Origin of the sequence: Bradyrhizobium sp. JYMT SZCCT0180 (assembly GCF_018130165.1) — a bacterium.
In the GTDB taxonomy this organism is placed as follows: domain Bacteria; phylum Pseudomonadota; class Alphaproteobacteria; order Rhizobiales; family Xanthobacteraceae; genus Bradyrhizobium.
This window is the reverse complement of sequence record NZ_JAFCLZ010000004.1, coordinates 317,174-337,497: the sequence shown is the minus strand read 5'-3', so window position 1 is coordinate 337,497 and position 20,324 is coordinate 317,174. Positions and strand designations below refer to the sequence as shown.

The window sequence follows — 20,324 nt, the reverse complement described above, 5'->3', positions numbered from 1 at the left end:
AATTCTTGTTTGACGCGTTTTCTTCACGCGAACCGCTACGCACTTCGCTTGAAAACGCTTTGCTCAAACGTCGAAAAACACCGTCTCGTTGTCGCCCTGCATGTGGATGTCGAGCCGGTAGACCGCGTTGCCGTTACAATTGGCTTGCTGGGCGATCAGCGTTGCGCGACGGTCGGCCGGCACCAGCGCCAGCACAGGATCCGTGGCATTGCCGGCCTCGCCGCCGAAATAAATCCGCGTATAGAGATGCAGCAGCATGCCGCGCGCGAACACCGCGAGCACGAGATGCGGCGCCTGCGGCTTGCCGTCGGGGTCAGCCACGATGCCCGGCTTGATGGTGTCGAAGGCATAGCCGCCATTGCCATCAGTGCCGCAGCGGCCGAACCCCTTGAACGACGAGTTGGGCAGCGCGCGCTTGTCCTGCGGATCGGAGAAGCGGCCCTGCGCGTCGGCCTGCCAGATCTCCAGCATGCAATCCACCATCGGCTTGCCGTCGCCGTCGAACACCTGGCCCTCGACACGGACGCGCTCGCCTGACGTATCTGATGTCACGAGGTTGTTCGAGAAAGCGTCGTTCCAGTCGTATTGGCCGTTCGACGTCAGGCCGTAGGCGAAATACGGGCCGACGGTCTGTGACGGGGTAACGCCTTCCGGCTTGTTTTGGGCCTTGGACACTTACTTGGTCTCCATCGGCGTGGCGTTGCGCCCGCGCAGCACAATGTTGAAGCGGTAGCACAGCGCCCAATCCGGCTTGGTATTTTCGAGGTCGAAGCCGGACACCATCCGGTTACGCGCCTTCTCATCGGTCACCGAATTGAAGATCGGATCGAACGGGAATAGCGGATCGCCGGGGAAATACATCTGCGTCACCAGCCGCGAGACGAAGGAATGCCCGAATACCGAAAAATGGATATGGGCCGGACGCCAGGCATTGTGGTGATTGCCCCAGGGATAGGCGCCGGGCTTGATGGTGACGAAGCGGTAATAGCCTTCGCTATCCGACTGCGTGCGGCCCGCGCCGGTAAAATTGGGATCGAGCGGCGCCGGATGCTGATCGACGACGTGGACATAACGCCCGCAGGCATTGGCCTGCCACAGTTCGACCAGCGTGTTGGGCACGCCGCGGCCGTCTTCATCGAGCACATGGCCGTGCACGATGATGCGCTCGCCGAGCGGCTCGCCCTTGCCCTGGAGCGTGAGGTCGTTGTCGTTTTCGCGCACCGTCTCGTGGCCGTAGACCGGGCCGGTCAGTTCCGACAGCGTATGCCGCATCGGGATCAGCGGCTTGGTCGGCGAACGCTTCACGGTGCTCTTGTAGCCGGGCGACAACCGCGGCGGATGCGCCGTCAAGCTTTGCAGCGGATAGGATAATGTCATGACGAATTCCTCCCTGGCCTGACCGGTCGCCGCGCCGCAGATCCATTATATGACATAACTAATTTGGGGAAGGGCGTTTTTACGCCCTCCCAAACCGTTGCATCAATTGATCTTTTCGATCGCCATCGCGACGCCCTGGCCAACGCCGACGCACATAGTTGCCAAGGCAAGCTTGCCGCCGCGCTTCTCCATGCCGTGCACCGCCGTCATCGCCAGCCGCGCGCCGCTCATGCCGAGGGGATGGCCGAGCGCGATCGCGCCGCCATGCGGGTTGACGAAATCGGCATCGTCCTTGACGCCGAGTTGCCTGAGAACGGCGATGCCCTGCGAGGCGAAGGCTTCATTGAGTTCGATCAGATCGAAATCGCTGATCTTGATGCCGAGCCGCTCCATCAGCTTCCTGGTGGCCGGCACCGGGCCGATGCCCATGATGCGTGGCGGCACCGCAGCCGAAGCTAACCCAAGGATGCGCGCCCGCGGCGTCAGGCCGTGCTTCTTCACGGCAGCTTCGGAGGCGAGGATCATCGCGGCGGCGCCATCATTGACGCCGGACGCATTGCCGGCCGTCACCGTGCCGGGATTGCGCACGATCGGCTTCAGTTTGGTCAGGCCTTCGAGCGTGGTTTCGGGACGCGGATGCTCGTCCTTGTCGACGGTGATCGGGCCGGCCTTGCCGCCGGGCACCGACACCGGGGTGATTTCTTCAGCGAAATAGCCGGCCGCGATCGCAGCGCCCGCACGCTGCTGCGAGCGAATTGCCATCGCGTCCTGGTCGGCGCGCGATACCTGGAATTCCTCGGCGACGTTCTCGCCGGTCTCCGGCATCGCATCGACGCCGTATTGCGCCTTCATCAAGGGATTGATGAAGCGCCAGCCGATCGTGGTGTCGAAAATATCCGCGGAACGCGAAAACGCTTCCGGCGCCTTGCCCATTACGAACGGCGCCCGGGTCATCGATTCGACGCCGCCGGCAATGGCGAAATCGATCTCGCCTGCGCGGATCGCACGGCCACCGGCACCGACGGCATCGAGGCCCGAGGCGCAGAGACGGTTGAGGGTCTGGCCGGGAACCGAGTCGGGCATGCCCGCCAAAAGAAGCGCCATGCGCGCGACGTTGCGGTTGTCCTCGCCGGCCTGGTTGGCGCAGCCAAAGAACACCTCATCGACCGCTTTCCAGTCGAGACCCGGATGCTTCGCCATCAGGGCCTTGATCGGGGCTGCAGCCAGATCGTCGGCGCGCACCTTGGCGAGCGAACCGCCAAAACGGCCGATCGGGGTCCGTACGGCATCGCAAATGAACACATCACGCATTGAATCTCTCCCTGAACGCCGCGTTTGGGCCGTTGACCCCACTGAATTGATGGCGAGTTTTAGGAGCGGCGTCGCGAGAGGTCAATTGACACTCGTCGTCCCGGCGAACGCCGGGACCCATACTCCGCGGCGGAAATTGCTGGAAAAAGGCGTCTGCCACCGTGGTATCGCCGAGAGGCCGCGGCGTATGGGTCACGGATCGCGCTTCGCTTGTCCGGGACGACGGGGAAAACGTGGATTTTGGCGGCAAACCAATAGGACCGAGAGACAAAATTTTGTAGTTTCCGCCCCGCAATGACGATCCAGCAAAACATCTCCGCACCCCCGCCTCCCGAGGCAACTCCGGCCGCCGACGCCACAGCGCGCGTCACGCCGATGATGGAACAATACCTTGAAATAAAGGCCGGCCATCCCGGGCTGCTGCTGTTCTACCGGATGGGCGATTTCTATGAGCTGTTCTTCGAGGACGCGGAGATCGCCTCCAGAACGCTCGGCATCGTGCTGACAAAACGCGGCAAGCATCAGGGCATGGACATCCCGATGTGCGGCGTGCCGGTGGAGCGTTCCGAAGATTACCTGCATCGGCTGATCAACGCCGGCCACAGGGTCGCGGTGTGCGAGCAGACCGAGAATCCCGCAGCCGCACGCGCGCGCGGCAACAAGAGCGTGGTGAGCCGCGGCGTGGTGCGGCTGGTCACGCCGGGCACGCTGACCGAAGACACGCTACTCGATGCAAAGACCAATAATTACCTGCTGGCAATCGCACGGGCGCGGGGATCAAGCGGTGGCGACCGCATTGGGCTGGCCTGGATCGACATTTCGACCTCCGAATTCATGGTCACGGAATGCTCGACCGCCGAGCTTGCGGCGACGTTGGCGCGGATCAATCCGAACGAAGTCATCGTCACCGACGCGCTCTATGGCGATGCTGATTTAGGTCCGCTGCTGCGCGAACTGCCGGCAGTGACGCCGCTGACCCGCGACGTGTTCGACGGCGCCACCGCGGAACGGCGGCTGTGCGATTATTTCGCGGTCGCCACCATGGACGGCCTTTCCGCGATGTCGCGGCTGGAAGCGACCGCGGCCGCCGCCGCCGTCACCTATATCGATCGAACGCAAGTTGGAAAGCGCCCGCCGCTGTCGCCGCCGTCGCGCGAAGCCGCCGGCACCACCATGGCGATCGATCCCGCGACCCGCGCCAATCTCGAATTGACCCGCACACTGGCTGGCGAGCGGCGCGGCTCGCTGCTCGATGCGATCGATTGCACCGTCACCGCCGCCGGATCGCGGCTATTGGCACAGCGCCTCGCCGCCCCGCTCACCGACAGCGCTGCGATCGCGCGGCGGCTGGACGCCATCGCCACTTTCGTCGCCGACAGTTTTGCGCGCGAGGATATCCGCACCACGCTGCGCGCCGCGCCCGACATGTCGCGCGCGCTGGCGCGATTGTCGGTCGGTCGCGGCGGCCCGCGCGATCTTGCAGGCCTCCGTGACGGCATCCTTGCGGCCGATTCTGCGCTGGCGCGGCTGGCGCAACTGGATGCGCCGCCACCGGAAATCGTTTCCGTGATGGAGGCGCTGCGCCGTCCCTCGCGCGATCTTGCGCGCGAATTCGAGCGGGCGCTGGCCGAACAACTACCGCTGATCAAGCGTGACGGCGGCTTCGTCCGCGAGGGCTATGAGCCCGCGCTCGACGAGAGCCGCAATCTGCGCGACGCCTCGCGTCTCGTGGTCGCCGCGATGCAGGCGCGCTATGCCGACGATACCGGCATCAAGGGCCTGAAAATCCGGCACAATAATGTGCTGGGCTATTTCGTCGAGGTGACGGCGCAGCATGGCGACAAGCTGATGACGGCGCCCTTGAATGCGACCTTCATCCATCGCCAGACGCTGGCCGGTCAGGTTCGCTTCACCACCTCGGAGCTCGGCGAGATCGAAGCCAAGATCGCCAATGCCGGCGACCGCGCGCTCAACCTGGAACTGGAAATCTTCGAGCGGCTGTCGATCATGGCGCTTGCCGCCAGCGACGACCTGCGCGCCGCGGCGCACGCGTTTGCGCTGCTCGATGTCGCAACCGCGCTGGCAAAGCTTGCGGTCGACGACAATTACGTGCGGCCCGAAGTCGACGGCTCGCTCGGCTTTGCCGTCGAGGGCGGCCGCCATCCGGTGGTCGAAGCCGCGCTGAAGCGCGACGGCCAGCCGTTCATCGCCAACGCCTGCGACCTCTCGCCGGGGCCTGCGCAGGTCTCGGGCCAGATCTGGCTGATCACCGGCCCGAACATGGCGGGTAAATCGACCTTCCTGCGCCAGAACGCGCTGATCGCGCTGCTGGCGCAGATCGGAAGCTACGTGCCGGCCTCGCGCGCCCGGATCGGCGTTGTCGATCGGCTGTTCAGCCGCGTCGGCGCCGCCGACGACCTCGCACGCGGGCGTTCGACCTTCATGGTGGAGATGGTCGAGACCGCCGTGATTTTGAATCAGGCCAGCGAGCGCTCGCTGGTCATATTGGATGAAATCGGCCGCGGCACCGCGACCTTCGACGGCCTGTCGATCGCATGGGCCGCGATCGAGCACCTGCACGAAAGTAACCGCTGCCGCGCGCTGTTCGCGACGCATTACCATGAGCTGACCGCGCTCTCCGCAAAACTGCCGCGGATGTTCAACGCCACGGTGCGCGTCAAGGAATGGCAGGGCGACGTCGTGTTCCTGCACGAGGTACTGCCCGGCTCGGCCGATCGCTCCTACGGCATTCAGGTCGCAAAGCTCGCCGGCCTGCCGCCGGCGGTGATCGCGCGCGCCAAATCGGTGCTGGCAAAACTCGAGGCCCAGGACCGTGGCCAGACCGCGCGGGCTCTGGCCGATGATCTGCCGCTGTTCGCGGTGCCGTCACGTGCGGCTGCCGAACCCGCACCGCCGAGCGAGGCCGAGCAATTGCTCGCCGCCGTAAAGGCGCTGCATCCGGATGAGATGTCACCGCGCGAAGCGCTGGATGCGCTCTATCGGCTCACGACGCTGGCGAAAGAACGCAAGGCTTGAGGCGCGCCGCGAAAGCGTTCGCATGGATCGCGCTGGTGTACGGCGCGCCTCCCGTGCTGCTGTTGATCTCGGCGCTGTTTGAAGGCGGTTGGCGGATATTCGTGTTTCTCGGATTGATCGCGCTGCCGCTGTTGCCGCTGATCCTGATGCAGGATTCACGGAGTTGGCGGACACCGCCGCCGGGCCTGCCGTTGGCGGCGGCCGTGGTCTCGCTGGTGGCGACAACGCTGCTGTATTTACGCTCGTTCGGCTACATTCAATGGCGACTGCCCTGGGGCGCGGCGGGCTAGCGGCCCAATTCGGCGAACGGCTGGATCAACTTCAGCGTGGCGGCGAGGCGGATGCTGCGCTTGCCGGCCAATGCGGTTGCCTCCATTTCAGCACCGTTGGCGTCGCAACGGCCTGAGAAACCGATGCCGACTTCATAACCGCCGAACAGCGGATGCTCGGCCTTCGCCGGGGTGTGTTCCTGATTGACGAACTCGCCCTTCCAGCGGCCGTTCGTCGAGCTATAGGCGCCGAGGTAATAGAAGAACGCGTCGCCGCCGAGAATGCGGCCGTCATGCAGCAGCATCACGCCGGTATGCCCGCCGGCAAGGCCGTCCAGCATCCGGATATCGATCGAGTAGAGTCCGCTGATGATACCGCCGTCGCCGACCCTACCGGGCGGCGGAACGTCGTCGTTGCCGAGCGGCGTCATGAGCGCGCGAAACACCGAGCCGGCGTCCTCCACCACTTCACCCGCGAAGCGATAGGCCTGACCCTCAGCTCTGCCGCGAATGCTGAGCGAGACCTGGTCGGAACTGACCAGCGACCTCGGGCGTGGCGATGCGCTGTGGCGCCGGGTCCTGAGCCTGGCGACGATTTCGCCGTCCACGATCTGGTAGCTGCCGAAATGGGCGAATGCCGTATTGCCGCCAAGCATCGTTCCGGCCTGGGCGTAGAGCACGCTGCGGCCGGAGCCCCCATTGATGTCGTACTCGACCTTGTACAATCCCTCCACCGCACGCCCCAGTTCTTGCTCTGCCGCCAACTTAGCGGGTCGGCAGGCAGAAGGCGAATGAGAACATAGCCCGGAGGAAGCGCAGCGAAATCCGGGAACACCAGCCCCGGATTGCGCGGAGCTCCATCCGGGCTACGGTCGCGCCACCTTCCTTCGTCCCTTCCACCACAGCGCCAGATTCCACGAGACGCAGGTCGCGAGCCCGAGGCTCAGTCCGATCACCGAGCCGAACTGCAACGCGGCAACATGTAACACCGCAATCGCGAGGCCCAATCCGATCAGGCCCCAGGCGCTGTTGGCGAGCACGGCTGCGGTCGGCGGGCCGCCGATGCGCGGATGCAGGATCAGCATCATCGAGGTGAACACGATCGGAAACAGCGCCATGATGCCGCTGATTTTCGGACCGACCCAGCCTGACGTCGTGACCACGGTCGCGACCAGGGTCGCAACCAGCGAGGCGCGCAGGGGAATGTCGTACCAGCGCCGCGCGACCGGCGGCATCTTGACGTGACGGTAGCGCGCGAGCAGCGGCACGCAGACCGCAAAGGCAATCGCATTGACGATCAGCCCGCCCGCCAGGGTCCAGGGGACCGCGCGGATGATCGAGGCGAGCGCGATCCACACCGCGACCGCGGCAAGGCAGCTGACCACCGCGCTGCGGCGCTGCGCCAGCACGACATAGGTCAGCCCCATGAAGATCGTCGCGGCGTTGATCGGCAGGCTCGCCAGCGCGCCTTCGGCGATGAAGGCCGCGTCATGATCGAGCGCGAGGAAAACGTAAGACGGCCCTGCCGAAATCGGCAGTGTCGCGATCAGCGCGCCGATCACCGGGCCCGACTTCTCGGTGATGATGGACGCCGTCACCACGAACGCCGCTGTTATCACCATGCGCAGGACGAGCGTCAGCAGGAAGATGGATTCGGGGGACATTTTCTACCGTCGTCCCGGCCAAGCGAAGCGCGAGCCGGGACCCATAACCACAACTGTTCGTGTGGCGCGAAGATCGTCGAACAGCGGTGCTTGAAACGAGGGGCCGCGGCGTATGGGTCCCGGCTCAAGGCCGGGACGACATCGTATTGCGGGCTACACCCGCTTCATCGACACCGCGACCTTCGGGCCGTTACGGATGGTCTGATAGACCACGCAATAGCGCTCGGTGAGTTTCAGGAGCAGATCGAGCTTGTCCTGCGGCGCGTCGGTCTCGACGTCGAAGCGCAGGCGGATCTCGGCGAAACCGACCGGGGCTTCCTTGTCGACGCCGAGCGTGCCGCGGAAATCGAGATCGCCTTCGGCGATGACGTGGCCGGACTTGAGCGGAATTTCGACCGCGGTCGCGACCGACTTCAGGGTCACGCCGGCGCAGGCAACGAGCGCTTCCAGCAGCATGTCGCCGGAACAGAGCTCAAGCCCGGAACCGCCGGTGGCGGGATGCAGGCCTGCAACGGCCAGCGCGCGGCCGGTTTCGACCTTGCAGGTCAGGCCTTCATTGTCGATCGAGCCCTTGGCTTTGAGCGTGATGACGGCGGCTGAGGGATCGGACTTGTAGCGTTCCTTGATCGGGGCCTGCATCGCACGGAGTTCGGCGGCGTCCATTTTTTTCTCCCGGATTTTTGTACATCCGGATTTAAAGCCTTATGGAGCCCAAGTCACCACCCAATGTCACCACCACATCGCCTCGCCGGTGGTCGATTTGGCATCGGCGTCAGGCACATTGCGGTCGAGCGAGCGATCCAGCGCGGTCAGCACGCGGCGCTTGAAATTGTCGAAGTGCGGCGAATTACGGTCGCGCGGCCGCGCCAGATTGATCTTGATCTCCTCGAACAGCCGCCCCGGCCGTGGCCGCATCACAAGCACACGATCCGCCAGCACCACGGCCTCATCGACATCATGCGTCACCAGCATGAGCGTTGGCCTTGTATCGTTCCAGAGATCGAGCAGATGATCCTGCAGGTCGCGCCGCGTGAAGGCATCGAGCGCCGAAAACGGCTCGTCCAGCAGCAGCACTTCCGGCTGCGGCACCAGCGCGCGGGCGATCGCGACCCGCTGCGCCTGCCCGCCGGACAATTCGCGCGGCCAGGCGTTGGCCTTGTCCGCAAGGCCAACGCGGTCCAATGCACGCGCGACCTTTTCGCGTCGGGCGGCGGCGGACAACTCGGAAAGGCCGAAGCCGATATTGTCGGCGACGCTGAGCCACGGCAACAGCCGCGGCTCCTGGAAGATGATGCCGATTTTTGCGTGCGGGGCAGTAATTGCAATGTCGTCCAGCGTCACCGTGCCCGTGGTGGCGCGGTCGAGGCCGGCGATGGCGCGCAGCAAGGTCGACTTGCCACAGCCGGAGCCGCCGATGATGGCGACGATCTCGCCGAGCTTGATACTGGCGGAAAACCTCTCCAGCGCGTGGACGCCGTTCGGATAGGTTTTTCCAACGCGATCGAGCGCCAGCATCACGCCGCTCCGCTTCTGCCGCCGAACGCGTCCTGCCAGCGCAGCAGCGGCGCGGTGGCGATCTCGATCAGCCAGTCGGTGGTCTTGCCCAATATGGCGAAGATCACGATCGCGGCGACGATCTGCGCCGGCTTGCCGAGCTGCTGGCCGTCGATCAGGAGATAGCCGAGCCCTTCGGACGCGCCCATGAATTCGGCGGCGACGACGAACATCCACCCCAAGCCAAGGCCGACGCGCAGCGCCACCACATAGGCCGGCAACACCGCGGGCAACAGGATGCGGCGGATCATCGCCGGGCCACTGAGCCGGAACGTGCGGCCGACCTCGACGATCTTGCGATCGACCGATGATATCGCGCCCATCACGCCGAGATAGACCGGGAAGAACACCCCGACCGCGATCAGCGCAACCTTCGAGGTTTCGAAAATGCCGAGCCAGAGGATGAACAGCGGCACCCAGGCAATCGACGGTATAGCGCGCAGCGCCTGCACCGTCGGATCGAGCAGCCGCCGCGCCAGGCCCCAATAGCCGGAGATCGCGCCGAACAACGTGCCGGCGACGACGCCGATGACAAAACCCGAGGCGACACGGCTCAGCGTCGCGATGATGTGGCGCGAGAGTTCGCCGCTTTTGGCGAGCTCCACCATGGTGGCGAAGATTTTGGTTGGCGGCGGCACCAGCCGGCCGTTCGACAGGCCGGCCCAGACCGCGATTTCCCAGGCCAGCGCGAGTCCCACCGGCAGCAGCAGCCCCAGCGCCGGCCCCGCATAACGCCGCAGCCGCGCCGACGACGCCTTCGTCTCGGGCGTCGTCGCTTCGGTGCGTTCCAGCGCTGGCAGTTCAACGGTCATGGCCATAGCAAGAACGCGTCTTTCGAGGGATTGCAAGGTGGCGGATGGGAGGGCGTGTCACCATCCTGACGTCGTCCCGGCGAAGGCCGGGACCCATAACCACCGGCCCACGAAGAGGGCAATGGCGTCGACCACCCAGGTGCAACAATGATCGCCGCGGCGTATGGGTCCCGGCCTTCGCCGGGACGACAATTATCAATTCGTCGGCAACTGGACGCGATCGTCGATCAGGGCATCCAGCGTCGCCTTGACGTCGACCGTGGCGGCGACGACACCGGCCTGCTGCAGAGCGAGGCCGGCGGCGAGGATGGATTCGCGCTGCGGTGCGCCGATGCGGCTGTGGGTCAGTTCGGTGCGCTCCTTGAGCTGCTTGTCGACCACCGCATCCGGCAGCTTGGTGATGCCGATGAAAGTCTTCTTCAGGTCGTCGTAATTGGCCAGCGAATATTTGCGCGCCTCTTCATATACCGCAAGCACCCGGCGAACCGCGTCGGGATGGTCTTTCAGGAACTGCTCGCGCACATTGAGGATGCCCCAGGTGTTGGCGTCGGGCTTGCGGAAGAACAGCTTGGCGCCCTCCTCGACTTCGGCCTGCGCCATCATCGGATCGAGCCCCGCCCAGGCATCGACGTCGCCGCGGATCAGCGCGGTCTTGCCGTCGGCGTGCTGCAGCAGCACCGGCGTGATGTCCTTTTCGGAGAGGCCGGCGCCGAGCAGCGCGCGCACCAGGAAGATGTGCGGATCGGTGCCGCGCGTCACCGCGACGCGCTTGCCCTTGAGGTCGGCAATGCTGGCGATCTTGGAATCTTTTGATGTCACCAGCGCGGTCCATTCGGGGCGCGAATAGACATAGATCGACTTGATCGGATTGCCGTTGATCTTGGCGACCAAAGCGGCGGAGCCCGCGCTCGATCCGAAGTCGATCGATCCGGCGTTCAGGAATTCGAGCGCCTTGTTGGAACCGGCCGACTGCACCCAGACGACGTTAATGCCGTCCTTGGCGAATTCCTTTTCCAGGAGGCCCTTCTGCTTGAGGATCATCGACACCGGGTTGTAGGTCGCCCAGTCGATGCGAATTTCCTTGAGCGGGTCGGCGGCGAAGGCCGCACCGGGCAGCAAGGTCGAGGCTGCGATAACAGCAGCAAACGCGCGCCGTGAAATCCTGAACATTCCCTGGTCTCCTCATATCCCCAAAAACCGTCTTTTGTTTCAATGAGTTAAGGCCAAAGGTCAACGAGAAAATAGCTGCCGCGAAAGCTGCGCCCTGAGAACAGGTTTGTCCAAAGCAGCACGAATCCAGCATAGAACTACTGTTGCCTCACAATCATCCGTGACAGCGTCTGCGCCGTCCGATATCGGGATAGATCATGGACAGCGTTGTGACCGAGGACCGCCCGGTGGCGGATGATCGTTTTGATACCGCGCGGATCACCGCCGCGATCGATGCGCTCGCCGAAAAGAATGCCGGCCGCGAGGACGTGTTTCGCTCGGCGATGGCGCAGTTACTCAAGGCCGAGTTGATCGCGGCGCGCAAAACCGCGCAAGCCGTGCTGCTGAAGGACCGTCACGGCCGCCGCTGCGCGGAGCGATTGTGTTTCGTGCAGGACGAAATCATCCGCATTCTCTATTCCGCCGCTACGCGGCACCTCTATCGCTCGCATGTCCGATCGGGCGAAGAGCGCATGTCTGTCGTCGCCACCGGCGGTTATGGCCGCGGCCTGATGGCGCCGGAATCCGACATCGATCTGCTGTTCATCCTGCCCTACAAGCAGACCGCCTGGGGCGAGCAGGTCGCCGAAGCCATTCTCTATTGCCTGTGGGACATGGGGCTGAAGGTCGGCCACGCCACGCGTTCGGTCGATGAATCGGTCCGGCAGGCGCGCGGCGACATGACGATCCGCACCGCCATCCTCGAGACCCGGTTCCTGACCGGCGACCAGCCGCTCTACGACGAACTGGTCGCGCGCTTCGACAAGAACGTCGTGCAGGGCACCGCCGCGGAGTTCGTCACCGCCAAGCTCGCCGAGCGCGAAGAACGCCATCGCCGCGGCGGGCAGTCGCGCTATCTGGTCGAACCCAACGTCAAGGACGGCAAGGGCGGCCTCCGCGACCTCCATACACTTTTCTGGATCGCGAAATACGTCTATCGCGTGCGCGAGACCGATGAACTGGTCGAGCGCGGCGTGTTCGACGCGCAGGAATACCGCACCTTCCGCCGCTGCGCCGACTTCCTGTGGTCGGTGCGCTGCAATTTGCACTTCGTCTCCGGCCGCGCCGAAGAACGGCTGTCGTTCGACATGCAGCGCGAGATCGCGGTCCGCCTCGGCTATACCTCGCATCCCGGCATGCAGGATGTCGAACGCTTCATGAAGCACTACTTCCTGGTCGCGAAAGACGTCGGCGACCTCACCGCGATCCTGTGCGCCAAGCTGGAAGACGAGCAGGCCAAGCCGGCGCCGGTACTGAGCCGCGTGGTGGCAAGGTTCCGGCCCGGCATCAAGCGGCGGCGGGTGCCCGACTCTGACGACTTCATCATCGACAACAACCGCATCAATCTTGCCGCGCCCGACGTCTTCAAGCACGATCCGGTCAATCTGATCCGGATCTTCCGCCTCGCACAGAAGAACAATCTCGCCTTCCATCCCGACGCGATGCGCACGGTGACGCGCTCGCTGAAGCTGATCAACACCGGCTTAAGGGAAAATCCGGAAGCCAACCTTCTGTTCATGGAGATCCTGACGTCCGATAACGCCGAGACCGTGCTGCGGCGCATGAACGAGACCGGCGTGCTCGGCCACTTCATCCGCGCCTTCGGCAAGATCGTGTCGATGATGCAGTTCAACATGTACCACCATTACACGGTGGACGAGCATCTAATCCGCTGCGTCGGTTTCCTGCAGGACATCGAGCGCGGCGGCAACGACGAGTTCACGGTCGCCAGCGATCTGTTCCGCAAGATCCAGCCCGAGCACCGCGCGGTGATCTACATCACCACGCTGCTGCACGACATCGCCAAGGGCCGGCCCGAGGACCATTCGATCGCCGGCGCCAAGGTGGCGCGGCGGCTGTGCCCGCGGCTCGGCTTCAACACCGCCGACACCGAACTGGTGGCGTGGCTGATTGAAGAGCATCTGACCATGTCGACGGTGGCGCAGTCGCGCGACCTGTCGGACCGCAAGACGATCGAGAATTTCGCCGCCGTGGTGCAGTCGGTCGAGCAGATGAAGCTGCTGACGATTCTCACCACCGCGGACATCCGCGGCGTCGGCCCCGGCGTGTGGAACGGCTGGAAGGCGCAATTGCTGCGCACGCTGTATTACGAAACCGAGCCGGTGCTAACCGGCGGCTTCTCCGAAGTGAACCGCGCCCAGCGCATCGCGGTGGCGCAATCCGAATTCCGCGCCGCCTTCACCGAATGGCCGGAGCAGGAGCTCAACGCCTACATCGCACGGCATTATCCGGCCTACTGGCTCAAGGTCGAACTGCCGCGCAAGATCCGCCACGCGCGTTTCCTGCGCGCCAGCGAACAGGCCGGCCACAAGCTTGCGATCAATGTCGGCTTCGACGAAGCGCGCGGCGTCACCGAACTGACGATACTCGCGACCGACCATCCCTGGCTGCTGTCGATCATCGCCGGTGCCTGCGCGTCGGCGGGCGCCAACATCGTCGACGCGCAGATCTACACCACCACCGACGGCCGCGCGCTCGACACCATCGCGATATCGAGGGAATACGACCGCGACGAAGACGAGGGGCGCCGTGCCACGCGAATCGGCGAGATGATCGAGCAGGTGCTGGAGGGCAAATTGCGCCTGCCCGAAGTGGTGGCGCGCAAGGCGGCCGCACGTGGCAAGGTGCGGCCCTTCGTGGTCGAGCCTGAGGTGACCATCAACAACCAATGGTCGGACCGCTACACCGTGATCGAGGTCTCCGGCCTCGACCGCCCGGGCCTGCTGTACCAGCTGACGACGGCGATCTCGAAGCTCAACCTCAACATCGCCTCCGCCCATGTCGCGACCTTCGGCGAGCGCGCCCGCGACGTGTTCTACGTCACCGACCTGCTCGGTGCGCAGATCACCGCGCCGACGCGCCAGGCCGCAATCAAGAGCGCGCTGCTGCACCTGCTCGCGAGCGAGGACAACGCCGCCCAGCCGGCGGCGTGAGGCTCTCGAAGATCGTAGGGTGGGCAAAGCGAAGCGTGCCCACCATCTTATGCACGCTTCAACGATAGATGGTGGGCACGGCGCAAGAGCGCCTTTGCCCACCCTACGCGGCTGTCAGAACTGGGTGATCGGCTCCAGCTTCTCGCCCTTGCGGAACGCGCGCAGCGGCGCGGTGTCGGTATAGACCCGCTCCTCGATGATCTTGCCATTCTTGATGCGGAACTTGTCGACGCCGCGCCATTCGAACCTGACGCCGTTGACGTTCCGCGTGGTCTGCCATTCGATGATCACGACGTCGCCGCGCGAGGTCCAGTCCAGCAATTGCCAGACGAAATCCGGCGCCGCCGCCGTCTGCACTTCCATCAGCCGGTCGAGTTCGTTGCCTGCCACGCGCCGGCCCACCAGCGGCGTATGCAGCGAGCCTTCGGGGTGCCAGAGATCGAGAAAGGCCTTTCCGTCCCGCGCCGCCCAGGCGGCGGCAAATCGCGTCACGAATTCCTGAATTTCTGCGTCCGTCATCGATCGTCTCCGAGGTTTGAATGTGGGGAGACGCTAGGGGTGTCGCACAAGTCTGTCTGGCGGTTTGCGGACCTGACATATGCATCGTCATTGCGAGCGCAGCGAAGCAATCCATCTCACCGCGGAAAGAAAGAATGGATTGCTTCGTCGCGGAGCCTGTCATCGGGCGCGCATTCGCGCGACCCGTTGGCTCCTCGCAATGACGGAGACAGATCGTAGGGTGGGCAAAGCGAAGCGTGCCCACCATTCAAGCCAGGAAACAAGATGGTGGGCACGGCGCAAGAGCGCCTTTGCCCACCCTACGTTTTCACACCTTCAGCCTCACGCCCTCATGCTCCAGCAACCACCGCTTCCGCTCCAGGCCGCCGCCATACTTGACCAGCGCTCCGTTGGCGCCGATCAGGCGATGACAGGGCACAACGACACTGATCGGGTTGGAGCCGTTGGCATGACCGACCGCACGCATGGCTTTTGGCGCGTTCAGTTGAGCTGCCAGCGCGCCGTAGCTCATCGTCGTGCCCGCAGGAATGTTTGGCAATGCAGTCCAGACCTTTTGCTGGAACGGCGTGCCTGCAACGCGCCACTTGATTGCATTGAGGAGATCGAGATCGCCTTTGAAATACCCTGTCAGCGCCGCCCTCAACTCTTTCGGTGACCGCGCCTCTTTCAGATCGACCGGGCCATATTGCAACCGCAGCAGCTCCTTCATGCGCGGCTCGTGCTCTTCCCAGTCCAGCGCGCGCAGCACGCCGCCGGAATCGGTCACTAGCAACGCGGTTCCGATCGGCGTTTGCAGCCGGTCGAGATTGAAGATTTCAGGCGGCTTCGCGTTCATCGATTTTTCCGGACAAGGCGGGATGCGGTACGCCCGCGGCCCACAGATGCAACGCCGCATAGGCGCGCCACGGCCGCCAGCGCTCGCTGCGAACAAGCAATTCCGCAGGCGACGGGCGACGCCCTTCACCGTCGGTCATCGCGCGGAGCAATCCAATGTCGGCGGCGGGGAACGCATCGGGTTCGCGCAGCTCGCGCATGGCGATGTACTGCGCGGTCCATTCGCCGATTCCCGGCAGCGCCCTCAATTTCACGATCGCATCCTCAAGGCTGGCACCGCGGCTGAAGATCGCGGGATCGGCGGCAATTGCCTGCGCCAGCGAGGTCACCGCTATCGCCCGCGCACCTGGCATCCCGAGCGTTGTCAGATCGGAGCTCGCAATTCGTGCCGCAAGGGGAAACAGATGGCTGAGCCCCTCGCTCTCCGTCATCGCGGGCGGCAGCGGATCGCCAAAGGCCTCCACCAGTTTGCCGAGCAGTTTGGTCGCGGCAGGAACCGTGATCTGCTGGCCGAAGATCGCGCGCACCGCGAGCTCGAAACCGTCCCAGGCCCCGGGGACGCGCAATCCCGGCCGCGCCGCGACCAGCGGTGCCAGCGCGGGATCGAGCGCGAGATGCGCGCCGATCGTATCGGGATCGGCGGCGAGATCGAACACCCGGCGAACCCGCGCGATGATCTGCGGCAAGGCCGCCATGTCGGGAAAGCGAACGCGGACGTCGATCCGGTTCTTCGGCGCGGGCACGACACTGATCACGCCGCACTTGCCGCCGATCGCAATCGTGCGTCGATAGCTATCGCCGGCAACGATCTCGACACCGGGTATGGCGCGGGCGGCGAGGAACGACAGCATCGCGTCCCAATCATAGGGCGGCCGGTACGGAAGACGCACCGACAGCGCGCCGGCTTCACGCCTGGTCTTGTCGCGAGAACGCCGCAACGCGGCCGGCGGACGCCCGAACAGGTCCAGAAAAGTTTCGTTGAAGCGGCGCACGCTGTTGAAGCCGGACGCCAGGGCGACCTCGGCCATCGGCAGCGATGTTTCGTGGATCAACTGCTTGGCAAGCAACACCCGTCGGGTCTGGGCCACCGCGATCGGCGAAGCGCCGACATGCTGACGGAACAGCCGCCGCAACTGACGCCCGCCGACGCCGAGCCGGCTCGCGAGGCCCTCGACATCATCGCCATCGAGCCCGCCGGATTCGATCAATGCCAGCGCACGCGAAACCGTGTTGGAGCTGCCGCGCCAGAACGCGAGGTCAGGCGACACTTCCGGCCGGCAGCGCAGGCACGGACGGAAGCCGGCCTCCTGGGCCGCGGCCGCCGAAGCATAGAACGACACGTTCTCGAATTTCGGGGTGCGCGCCGGACAGATCGGCCGGCAATAGATGCCGGTGGTTTTGACGCCGACAAAAAGCCGCCCATCGAACCTGATATCCCGGGTCGAAATCGCGCGGTAGCAAGCGGTACGGTCCATATCCATCAGGAAATCATCCACCATCGTGCAGGGCATGTCCCGCGCTTTGCGCGCGGATACCCGCTCAGTTCTCGAAAATCAGGCAAGTCGTGGTGCCCTGGGCGAGCAAACGTCCCTTGCTATCCGTGATGCGTCCTTCCGCGGTGCCGACCCGCCGGCCGCTGCTGAGCACAATGCCCTCGGCCCTGATCGTGCCGGTCTCGGGCGTAATCGGTCGCACCAGCGAAATCTTGAACTCCAGCGTCGTCGATCCCAGACCTTTCTCCAGGGTCGACTGAACGGCCAGCCCCATGCAGCTGTCGAGCAGCGTGGCCGAGAAGCCGCCATGCACGGTGCCGGCTGGGTTGAGGTGGTCGTCACTCGGTTCGGCGGTGATGACCACGCGCCCGCTCGCGGCTTCGGTGACATCGTAGCCCAGTGTGCGCGCGATCGTGTTGAGGGGCAGCGTGCCATCCGCGAGCCCCTGGACAAATTCCAGGCCGCTCATTTCCTTGCGCCTGATGACGCTGACGGTGCCGTATGTTCTGTCGGTACGCATTCCCGTTGATTCCTCGCGCTGTCGCTCGATCGAAGCATCTGATATCGCGCCCCGCCTGTCTCGCGGTTTTCGGACCTGATCATTTTCTGCGAAATATCGGCACGCCGCCGCACTTTTCACGCTGAGCGTGCTAGCGTCCACCCGAATTCCGCTGTCGGTTGGGGGCCGCCACATGAACATGATCGCCAATTGTCTGGTCGCGGTTGTCGCCGCGCTGCATGTCTATTTTCTGGTGCTGGAGATGTTTCTCTGGACCAAGCCGCTGGGGCTGAAGACCTTCCGCAACACGATCGAGAAGGCAACGGAATCGGCAGTGCTGGCCGCCAATCAGGGGCTCTATAACGGCTTCCTCGCCGCCGGCCTCGTCTGGGGCCTGATCCATCCAAACCCGGGCTTCGCGTTCCAGATCAAGGCATTCTTCCTGCTCTGTGTGATCGTGGCCGGCGCCTATGGCGCCGCGACCGTCAACCGCCGGATCTTGTATGTGCAAGCGGCGCCCGCAGCCCTCGCATTGATCCTGCTTTGGCTGGCCTAAAGCGTAACCTGCGCTGCCTATCTATTCGCCTCCGGTATCCATTGCGGGTTCCAATGCCCGGCAGCGTGCCATTCCGGAACGCGGGTTAGACGAGTTGGATTCTTTTTGTGCAGGCCGCTTTGGCTGCCTGCCGTTTAATCTCGTTCGGATGGAATTAAGATCATCAGCCCTTTCGCAAGCTCGCCTTGCATTGCAGCATCCGTTCCGCCACTATTGCAACCAGCGATGGCGTCCCTCGGGTCATATAAGTCCCAAGACAAGATCATCGGCTCAATCAACCCATCAGGAAACGAATAATATGAAGAATGGTATTCTCCATTTGATCACCGGCACGGCGCTCGCGATCGCGCTGTCGGCTTCATCGGCCTACGCGCAAAAGAAATACGACACCGGCGCGACCGACACCGAAATCAAGATCGGCCAGACCAATCCCTTTTCGGGACCTGCTTCCGCCTATGCCACCATCGGCAAGACGCAAGCCGCCTACATGAAGATGATCAACGACAAGGGCGGCGTGAACGGCCGCAAGATCAACCTGATCCAGTATGACGACGCCTACTCTCCGCCGAAAGCGGTCGAGCAGGTGCGCAAGCTGGTCGAGAGCGACGAAGTGCTGCTCATGTTCCAATTGCTCGGCACGCCGTCGAACGCCGCGGTCCAGAAATACCTCAATTCGAAGAAGGTGCCGCAGCTGTTTTCCGCCACCGGCGCCTCGAAGTTCACCGACCCGAAGAACTTCCCCTGGACGATGGGCTTCAACCCGAATTACTTCGTCGAGGGCCGCATCTACGGCCAGTACATCATCAAGGAACATCCGAACGCCAAGATCGGAATCCTCTATCAGAACGATGATCTCGGCAAAGACTACCTGAACGGCCTCAAGGCCGGCCTCGGCGACAAGGCATCGAAGATGATCGTGGCGGAAGCTTCCTACGAAGTCGCCGACCCGACCATCGATTCGCAGATCCTCAAGATCAAGGACGCCGGCGCGGACCTGTTCTACTCGGCGACGACGCCCAAGCAGGCGGCGCAGGCCATCAAGAAGATTCACGAGCTTGGGTGGAAGCCGGTCCACATCCTCGACATCAACGCCACCTCGGTCGGCGCCGTCATGAAGCCGGCGGGGCTCGAGGCCTCCAAGGGCGTCATCAGCGTCAATTACGGCAAGGATCCGCTCGATCCGACCTGGAAGGACGACGCCGGCATGAAGAAGTATTTCGAATTCATGGCGAAGTATTATCCGGAGGGCGACAAGGATTCGAGCTTCAACTCCTACGGCTACTCGACTTCGCAGCTGATGATCTACGTGCTCGAAAAGTGCGGTGACAACCTCACCCGCGAGAACGTCATGAAGGTTGCGACCAGCCTGAAGAACGTCGAGCTCGATCTGAACCTGCCGGGCATCGTCGCCAACACGACACCGGACGATTACCGCGTCAACAAGCAGCTGCAGATGATGAAGTTCAACGGCGAGCGTTGGGAACTGTTCGGCCCGATCCTCGAGGACGCCGGCCCGGCGGGCTAGCCTCAACTTCCATCGATACGAACGATCGGCGGCCTCTCGGGGCCGCCGATTTGTTTTTGTAGGGTGGGCAAAGGCGCGAACTTCGCGCCGTGCCCACCATCTGCTGGACCGTCACCTTGAATGGTGGGCACGCTTCGCTTTGCCCACCCTACGCATCCGCTACGCCGGAATTTCCCCAAACATCTTGCCGACCGGCAGCGCCGCGTGCCGGATCAGCCGCGAATCCTCGACCGCCGCCTGGCGGTGCTTCACCGCCTCGCGATACACAGGGTCGCGGATCATCTCGGCGAAGGCGGCGACGCTTGGGTATTCGGCGATGAAGCAATGATCCCAGCGCTCTTCCGCCGGCCCGATCAGCATCAGCTCGAACCGTCCCTGCCAGACGATGCGGCCGCCGAGCCGTTCGAACACCGGCCCGCTTTCCCGTCCATACGCCGCATAGGCTTCCGCGCCTGACGCCTTGCGGCCGTCGGGATAGGCAGCTTGTTCCCGCAGACGGACCAGATTGAGCATGTGGATCGGCCCTGGCCGGTCGTTGGCCCGAAATTGCGCGAACACTTCCTTGGTCGGATCGATGTGGCCCATGATTGTTCCTTTGTGCGTACGTGCCCGCCTTTTACCACGCGCCGCCGCACCTCCTAATCCCGCGTTAACCTCTCCGTAACCGACCCTTAAACTGCGGACGTTAGCTTGCAGCGGGCGGGATGTGAGC

The 20,324-nt window shown here is 63.9% G+C and carries 19 protein-coding genes; 5 read left to right on the top strand and 14 right to left on the bottom strand.

Annotated features, from left to right (window positions below; genetic code table 11):
• Positions 1–63: 63 nt before the first annotated feature.
• The 3 genes from pcaG to pcaF form a co-directional block, all read right to left on the bottom strand.
• Positions 64–675, bottom strand: coding sequence for a protocatechuate 3,4-dioxygenase subunit alpha (pcaG, locus tag JQ641_RS08495; protein ID WP_211995522.1), 612 nt, complete (start codon positions 673–675; stop codon positions 64–66).
• Positions 676–1,377 carry a protocatechuate 3,4-dioxygenase subunit beta gene (pcaH, locus tag JQ641_RS08490; RefSeq protein WP_211995521.1) on the bottom strand — a complete coding sequence of 234 codons (702 nt, stop codon included), beginning with the start codon at positions 1,375–1,377 and terminating at the stop codon, positions 676–678.
• Positions 1,378–1,479: 102 nt separating this feature from the next.
• Positions 1,480–2,688, bottom strand: coding sequence for a 3-oxoadipyl-CoA thiolase (gene pcaF, locus JQ641_RS08485; RefSeq protein WP_211995520.1), 1,209 nt, complete (start codon positions 2,686–2,688; stop codon positions 1,480–1,482).
• Positions 2,689–2,982: 294 nt separating this feature from the next.
• Between pcaF and mutS the strand changes: the two genes are divergently transcribed.
• Both mutS and JQ641_RS08475 read left to right on the top strand, forming a co-directional pair.
• Positions 2,983–5,724: a DNA mismatch repair protein MutS gene (mutS, locus tag JQ641_RS08480; RefSeq protein WP_211995519.1), complete on the top strand. Its 2,742-nt coding sequence runs from the start codon at positions 2,983–2,985 to the stop codon at positions 5,722–5,724.
• Positions 5,721–6,014, top strand: coding sequence for a hypothetical protein (locus JQ641_RS08475; protein ID WP_211995518.1), 294 nt, complete (start codon positions 5,721–5,723; stop codon positions 6,012–6,014). The genes mutS and JQ641_RS08475 overlap by 4 nt, the downstream gene beginning before the upstream one ends.
• Here the strand turns inward: JQ641_RS08475 and JQ641_RS08470 are convergent.
• From JQ641_RS08470 to JQ641_RS08445, 6 genes are all read right to left on the bottom strand, one after another.
• Entirely contained in the window at positions 6,011–6,727 is a 717-nt protein-coding gene (locus JQ641_RS08470; RefSeq protein WP_211995564.1) for a hypothetical protein, read from the bottom strand. The genes JQ641_RS08475 and JQ641_RS08470 overlap by 4 nt on opposite strands.
• 132 nt (positions 6,728–6,859) lie before the next feature.
• On the bottom strand, positions 6,860–7,657 hold the full coding sequence (locus JQ641_RS08465) for a hypothetical protein (protein WP_211995517.1): 798 nt from the start codon (positions 7,655–7,657) through the stop codon (positions 6,860–6,862).
• Between the two features lie 153 nt (positions 7,658–7,810).
• Positions 7,811–8,320: an OsmC family protein gene (locus JQ641_RS08460; RefSeq protein ID WP_192736401.1), complete on the bottom strand. Its 510-nt coding sequence runs from the start codon at positions 8,318–8,320 to the stop codon at positions 7,811–7,813.
• A gap of 66 nt (positions 8,321–8,386) precedes the next feature.
• The gene (locus JQ641_RS08455; RefSeq protein ID WP_211995516.1) at positions 8,387–9,172 is read right to left on the bottom strand and encodes an ABC transporter ATP-binding protein; all 786 of its coding nucleotides are present in this window, start codon (positions 9,170–9,172) and stop codon (positions 8,387–8,389) included.
• Positions 9,172–10,029, bottom strand: a complete 858-nt coding sequence (locus tag JQ641_RS08450) for an ABC transporter permease (RefSeq protein WP_211995515.1) — start codon at positions 10,027–10,029, stop codon at positions 9,172–9,174. Before JQ641_RS08450 ends, JQ641_RS08455 begins: the two co-directional genes overlap by 1 nt.
• A gap of 189 nt (positions 10,030–10,218) precedes the next feature.
• Positions 10,219–11,193 carry an aliphatic sulfonate ABC transporter substrate-binding protein gene (locus JQ641_RS08445; RefSeq protein ID WP_211995514.1) on the bottom strand — a complete coding sequence of 325 codons (975 nt, stop codon included), beginning with the start codon at positions 11,191–11,193 and terminating at the stop codon, positions 10,219–10,221.
• Positions 11,194–11,390: 197 nt separating this feature from the next.
• Between JQ641_RS08445 and JQ641_RS08440 the strand changes: the two genes are divergently transcribed.
• Positions 11,391–14,186 carry a [protein-PII] uridylyltransferase gene (locus JQ641_RS08440; RefSeq protein ID WP_211995513.1) on the top strand — a complete coding sequence of 932 codons (2,796 nt, stop codon included), beginning with the start codon at positions 11,391–11,393 and terminating at the stop codon, positions 14,184–14,186.
• A 114-nt stretch (positions 14,187–14,300) separates the two neighbouring features.
• On the opposite strand, the gene JQ641_RS08435 is transcribed toward JQ641_RS08440, so the two are convergent.
• From JQ641_RS08435 to JQ641_RS08415, 4 genes are all read right to left on the bottom strand, one after another.
• Positions 14,301–14,705, bottom strand: coding sequence for a nuclear transport factor 2 family protein (locus tag JQ641_RS08435; protein WP_211995512.1), 405 nt, complete (start codon positions 14,703–14,705; stop codon positions 14,301–14,303).
• 307 nt (positions 14,706–15,012) lie between these two features.
• Positions 15,013–15,540 carry a methylated-DNA--[protein]-cysteine S-methyltransferase gene (locus JQ641_RS08430; RefSeq protein ID WP_211995511.1) on the bottom strand — a complete coding sequence of 176 codons (528 nt, stop codon included), beginning with the start codon at positions 15,538–15,540 and terminating at the stop codon, positions 15,013–15,015.
• The gene (locus JQ641_RS37770; protein WP_249150265.1) at positions 15,521–17,020 is read right to left on the bottom strand and encodes a DNA-3-methyladenine glycosylase 2 family protein; all 1,500 of its coding nucleotides are present in this window, start codon (positions 17,018–17,020) and stop codon (positions 15,521–15,523) included. The genes JQ641_RS08430 and JQ641_RS37770 overlap by 20 nt, the downstream gene beginning before the upstream one ends.
• Before the next feature lie 58 nt (positions 17,021–17,078).
• Positions 17,079–17,552, bottom strand: a complete 474-nt coding sequence (locus tag JQ641_RS08415; protein ID WP_211995510.1) for a PaaI family thioesterase — start codon at positions 17,550–17,552, stop codon at positions 17,079–17,081.
• Between the two features lie 172 nt (positions 17,553–17,724).
• Here JQ641_RS08415 and JQ641_RS08410 point away from each other — a divergent pair, with 172 nt between their 5' ends.
• Both JQ641_RS08410 and JQ641_RS08405 read left to right on the top strand, forming a co-directional pair.
• Positions 17,725–18,087 carry a DUF1304 domain-containing protein gene (locus tag JQ641_RS08410; RefSeq protein ID WP_211995509.1) on the top strand — a complete coding sequence of 121 codons (363 nt, stop codon included), beginning with the start codon at positions 17,725–17,727 and terminating at the stop codon, positions 18,085–18,087.
• A gap of 298 nt (positions 18,088–18,385) precedes the next feature.
• A complete protein-coding gene (locus JQ641_RS08405) occupies positions 18,386–19,612 on the top strand; it encodes an ABC transporter substrate-binding protein (RefSeq protein ID WP_211995508.1) in 1,227 nt (408 codons plus the stop codon).
• Positions 19,613–19,771: 159 nt separating this feature from the next.
• On the opposite strand, the gene JQ641_RS08400 is transcribed toward JQ641_RS08405, so the two are convergent.
• Positions 19,772–20,197, bottom strand: a complete 426-nt coding sequence (locus JQ641_RS08400; protein WP_211995507.1) for a DUF1330 domain-containing protein — start codon at positions 20,195–20,197, stop codon at positions 19,772–19,774.
• Positions 20,198–20,324 lie beyond the last annotated feature (127 nt).

Coding starts and splice junctions, on each gene's coding strand:
- pcaH (WP_211995521.1), bottom strand. CDS start 1,377: ATGACATTATCCTATCCGCTGCAAAGCTTGACGGCGCATCCGCCGCGG.
- pcaF (WP_211995520.1), bottom strand. CDS start 2,688: ATGCGTGATGTGTTCATTTGCGATGCCGTACGGACCCCGATCGGCCGT.
- mutS (WP_211995519.1), top strand. CDS start 2,983: ATGACGATCCAGCAAAACATCTCCGCACCCCCGCCTCCCGAGGCAACT.
- JQ641_RS08465 (WP_211995517.1), bottom strand. CDS start 7,657: ATGTCCCCCGAATCCATCTTCCTGCTGACGCTCGTCCTGCGCATGGTG.
- JQ641_RS08460 (WP_192736401.1), bottom strand. CDS start 8,320: ATGGACGCCGCCGAACTCCGTGCGATGCAGGCCCCGATCAAGGAACGC.
- JQ641_RS08455 (WP_211995516.1), bottom strand. CDS start 9,172: ATGCTGGCGCTCGATCGCGTTGGAAAAACCTATCCGAACGGCGTCCAC.
- JQ641_RS08450 (WP_211995515.1), bottom strand. CDS start 10,029: ATGGCCATGACCGTTGAACTGCCAGCGCTGGAACGCACCGAAGCGACG.
- JQ641_RS08445 (WP_211995514.1), bottom strand. CDS start 11,193: ATGTTCAGGATTTCACGGCGCGCGTTTGCTGCTGTTATCGCAGCCTCG.
- JQ641_RS08440 (WP_211995513.1), top strand. CDS start 11,391: ATGGACAGCGTTGTGACCGAGGACCGCCCGGTGGCGGATGATCGTTTT.
- JQ641_RS08435 (WP_211995512.1), bottom strand. CDS start 14,705: ATGACGGACGCAGAAATTCAGGAATTCGTGACGCGATTTGCCGCCGCC.
- JQ641_RS08430 (WP_211995511.1), bottom strand. CDS start 15,540: ATGAACGCGAAGCCGCCTGAAATCTTCAATCTCGACCGGCTGCAAACG.
- JQ641_RS37770 (WP_249150265.1), bottom strand. CDS start 17,020: ATGGATATGGACCGTACCGCTTGCTACCGCGCGATTTCGACCCGGGAT.
- JQ641_RS08415 (WP_211995510.1), bottom strand. CDS start 17,552: ATGCGTACCGACAGAACATACGGCACCGTCAGCGTCATCAGGCGCAAG.
- JQ641_RS08410 (WP_211995509.1), top strand. CDS start 17,725: ATGAACATGATCGCCAATTGTCTGGTCGCGGTTGTCGCCGCGCTGCAT.
- JQ641_RS08405 (WP_211995508.1), top strand. CDS start 18,386: ATGAAGAATGGTATTCTCCATTTGATCACCGGCACGGCGCTCGCGATC.
- JQ641_RS08400 (WP_211995507.1), bottom strand. CDS start 20,197: ATGGGCCACATCGATCCGACCAAGGAAGTGTTCGCGCAATTTCGGGCC.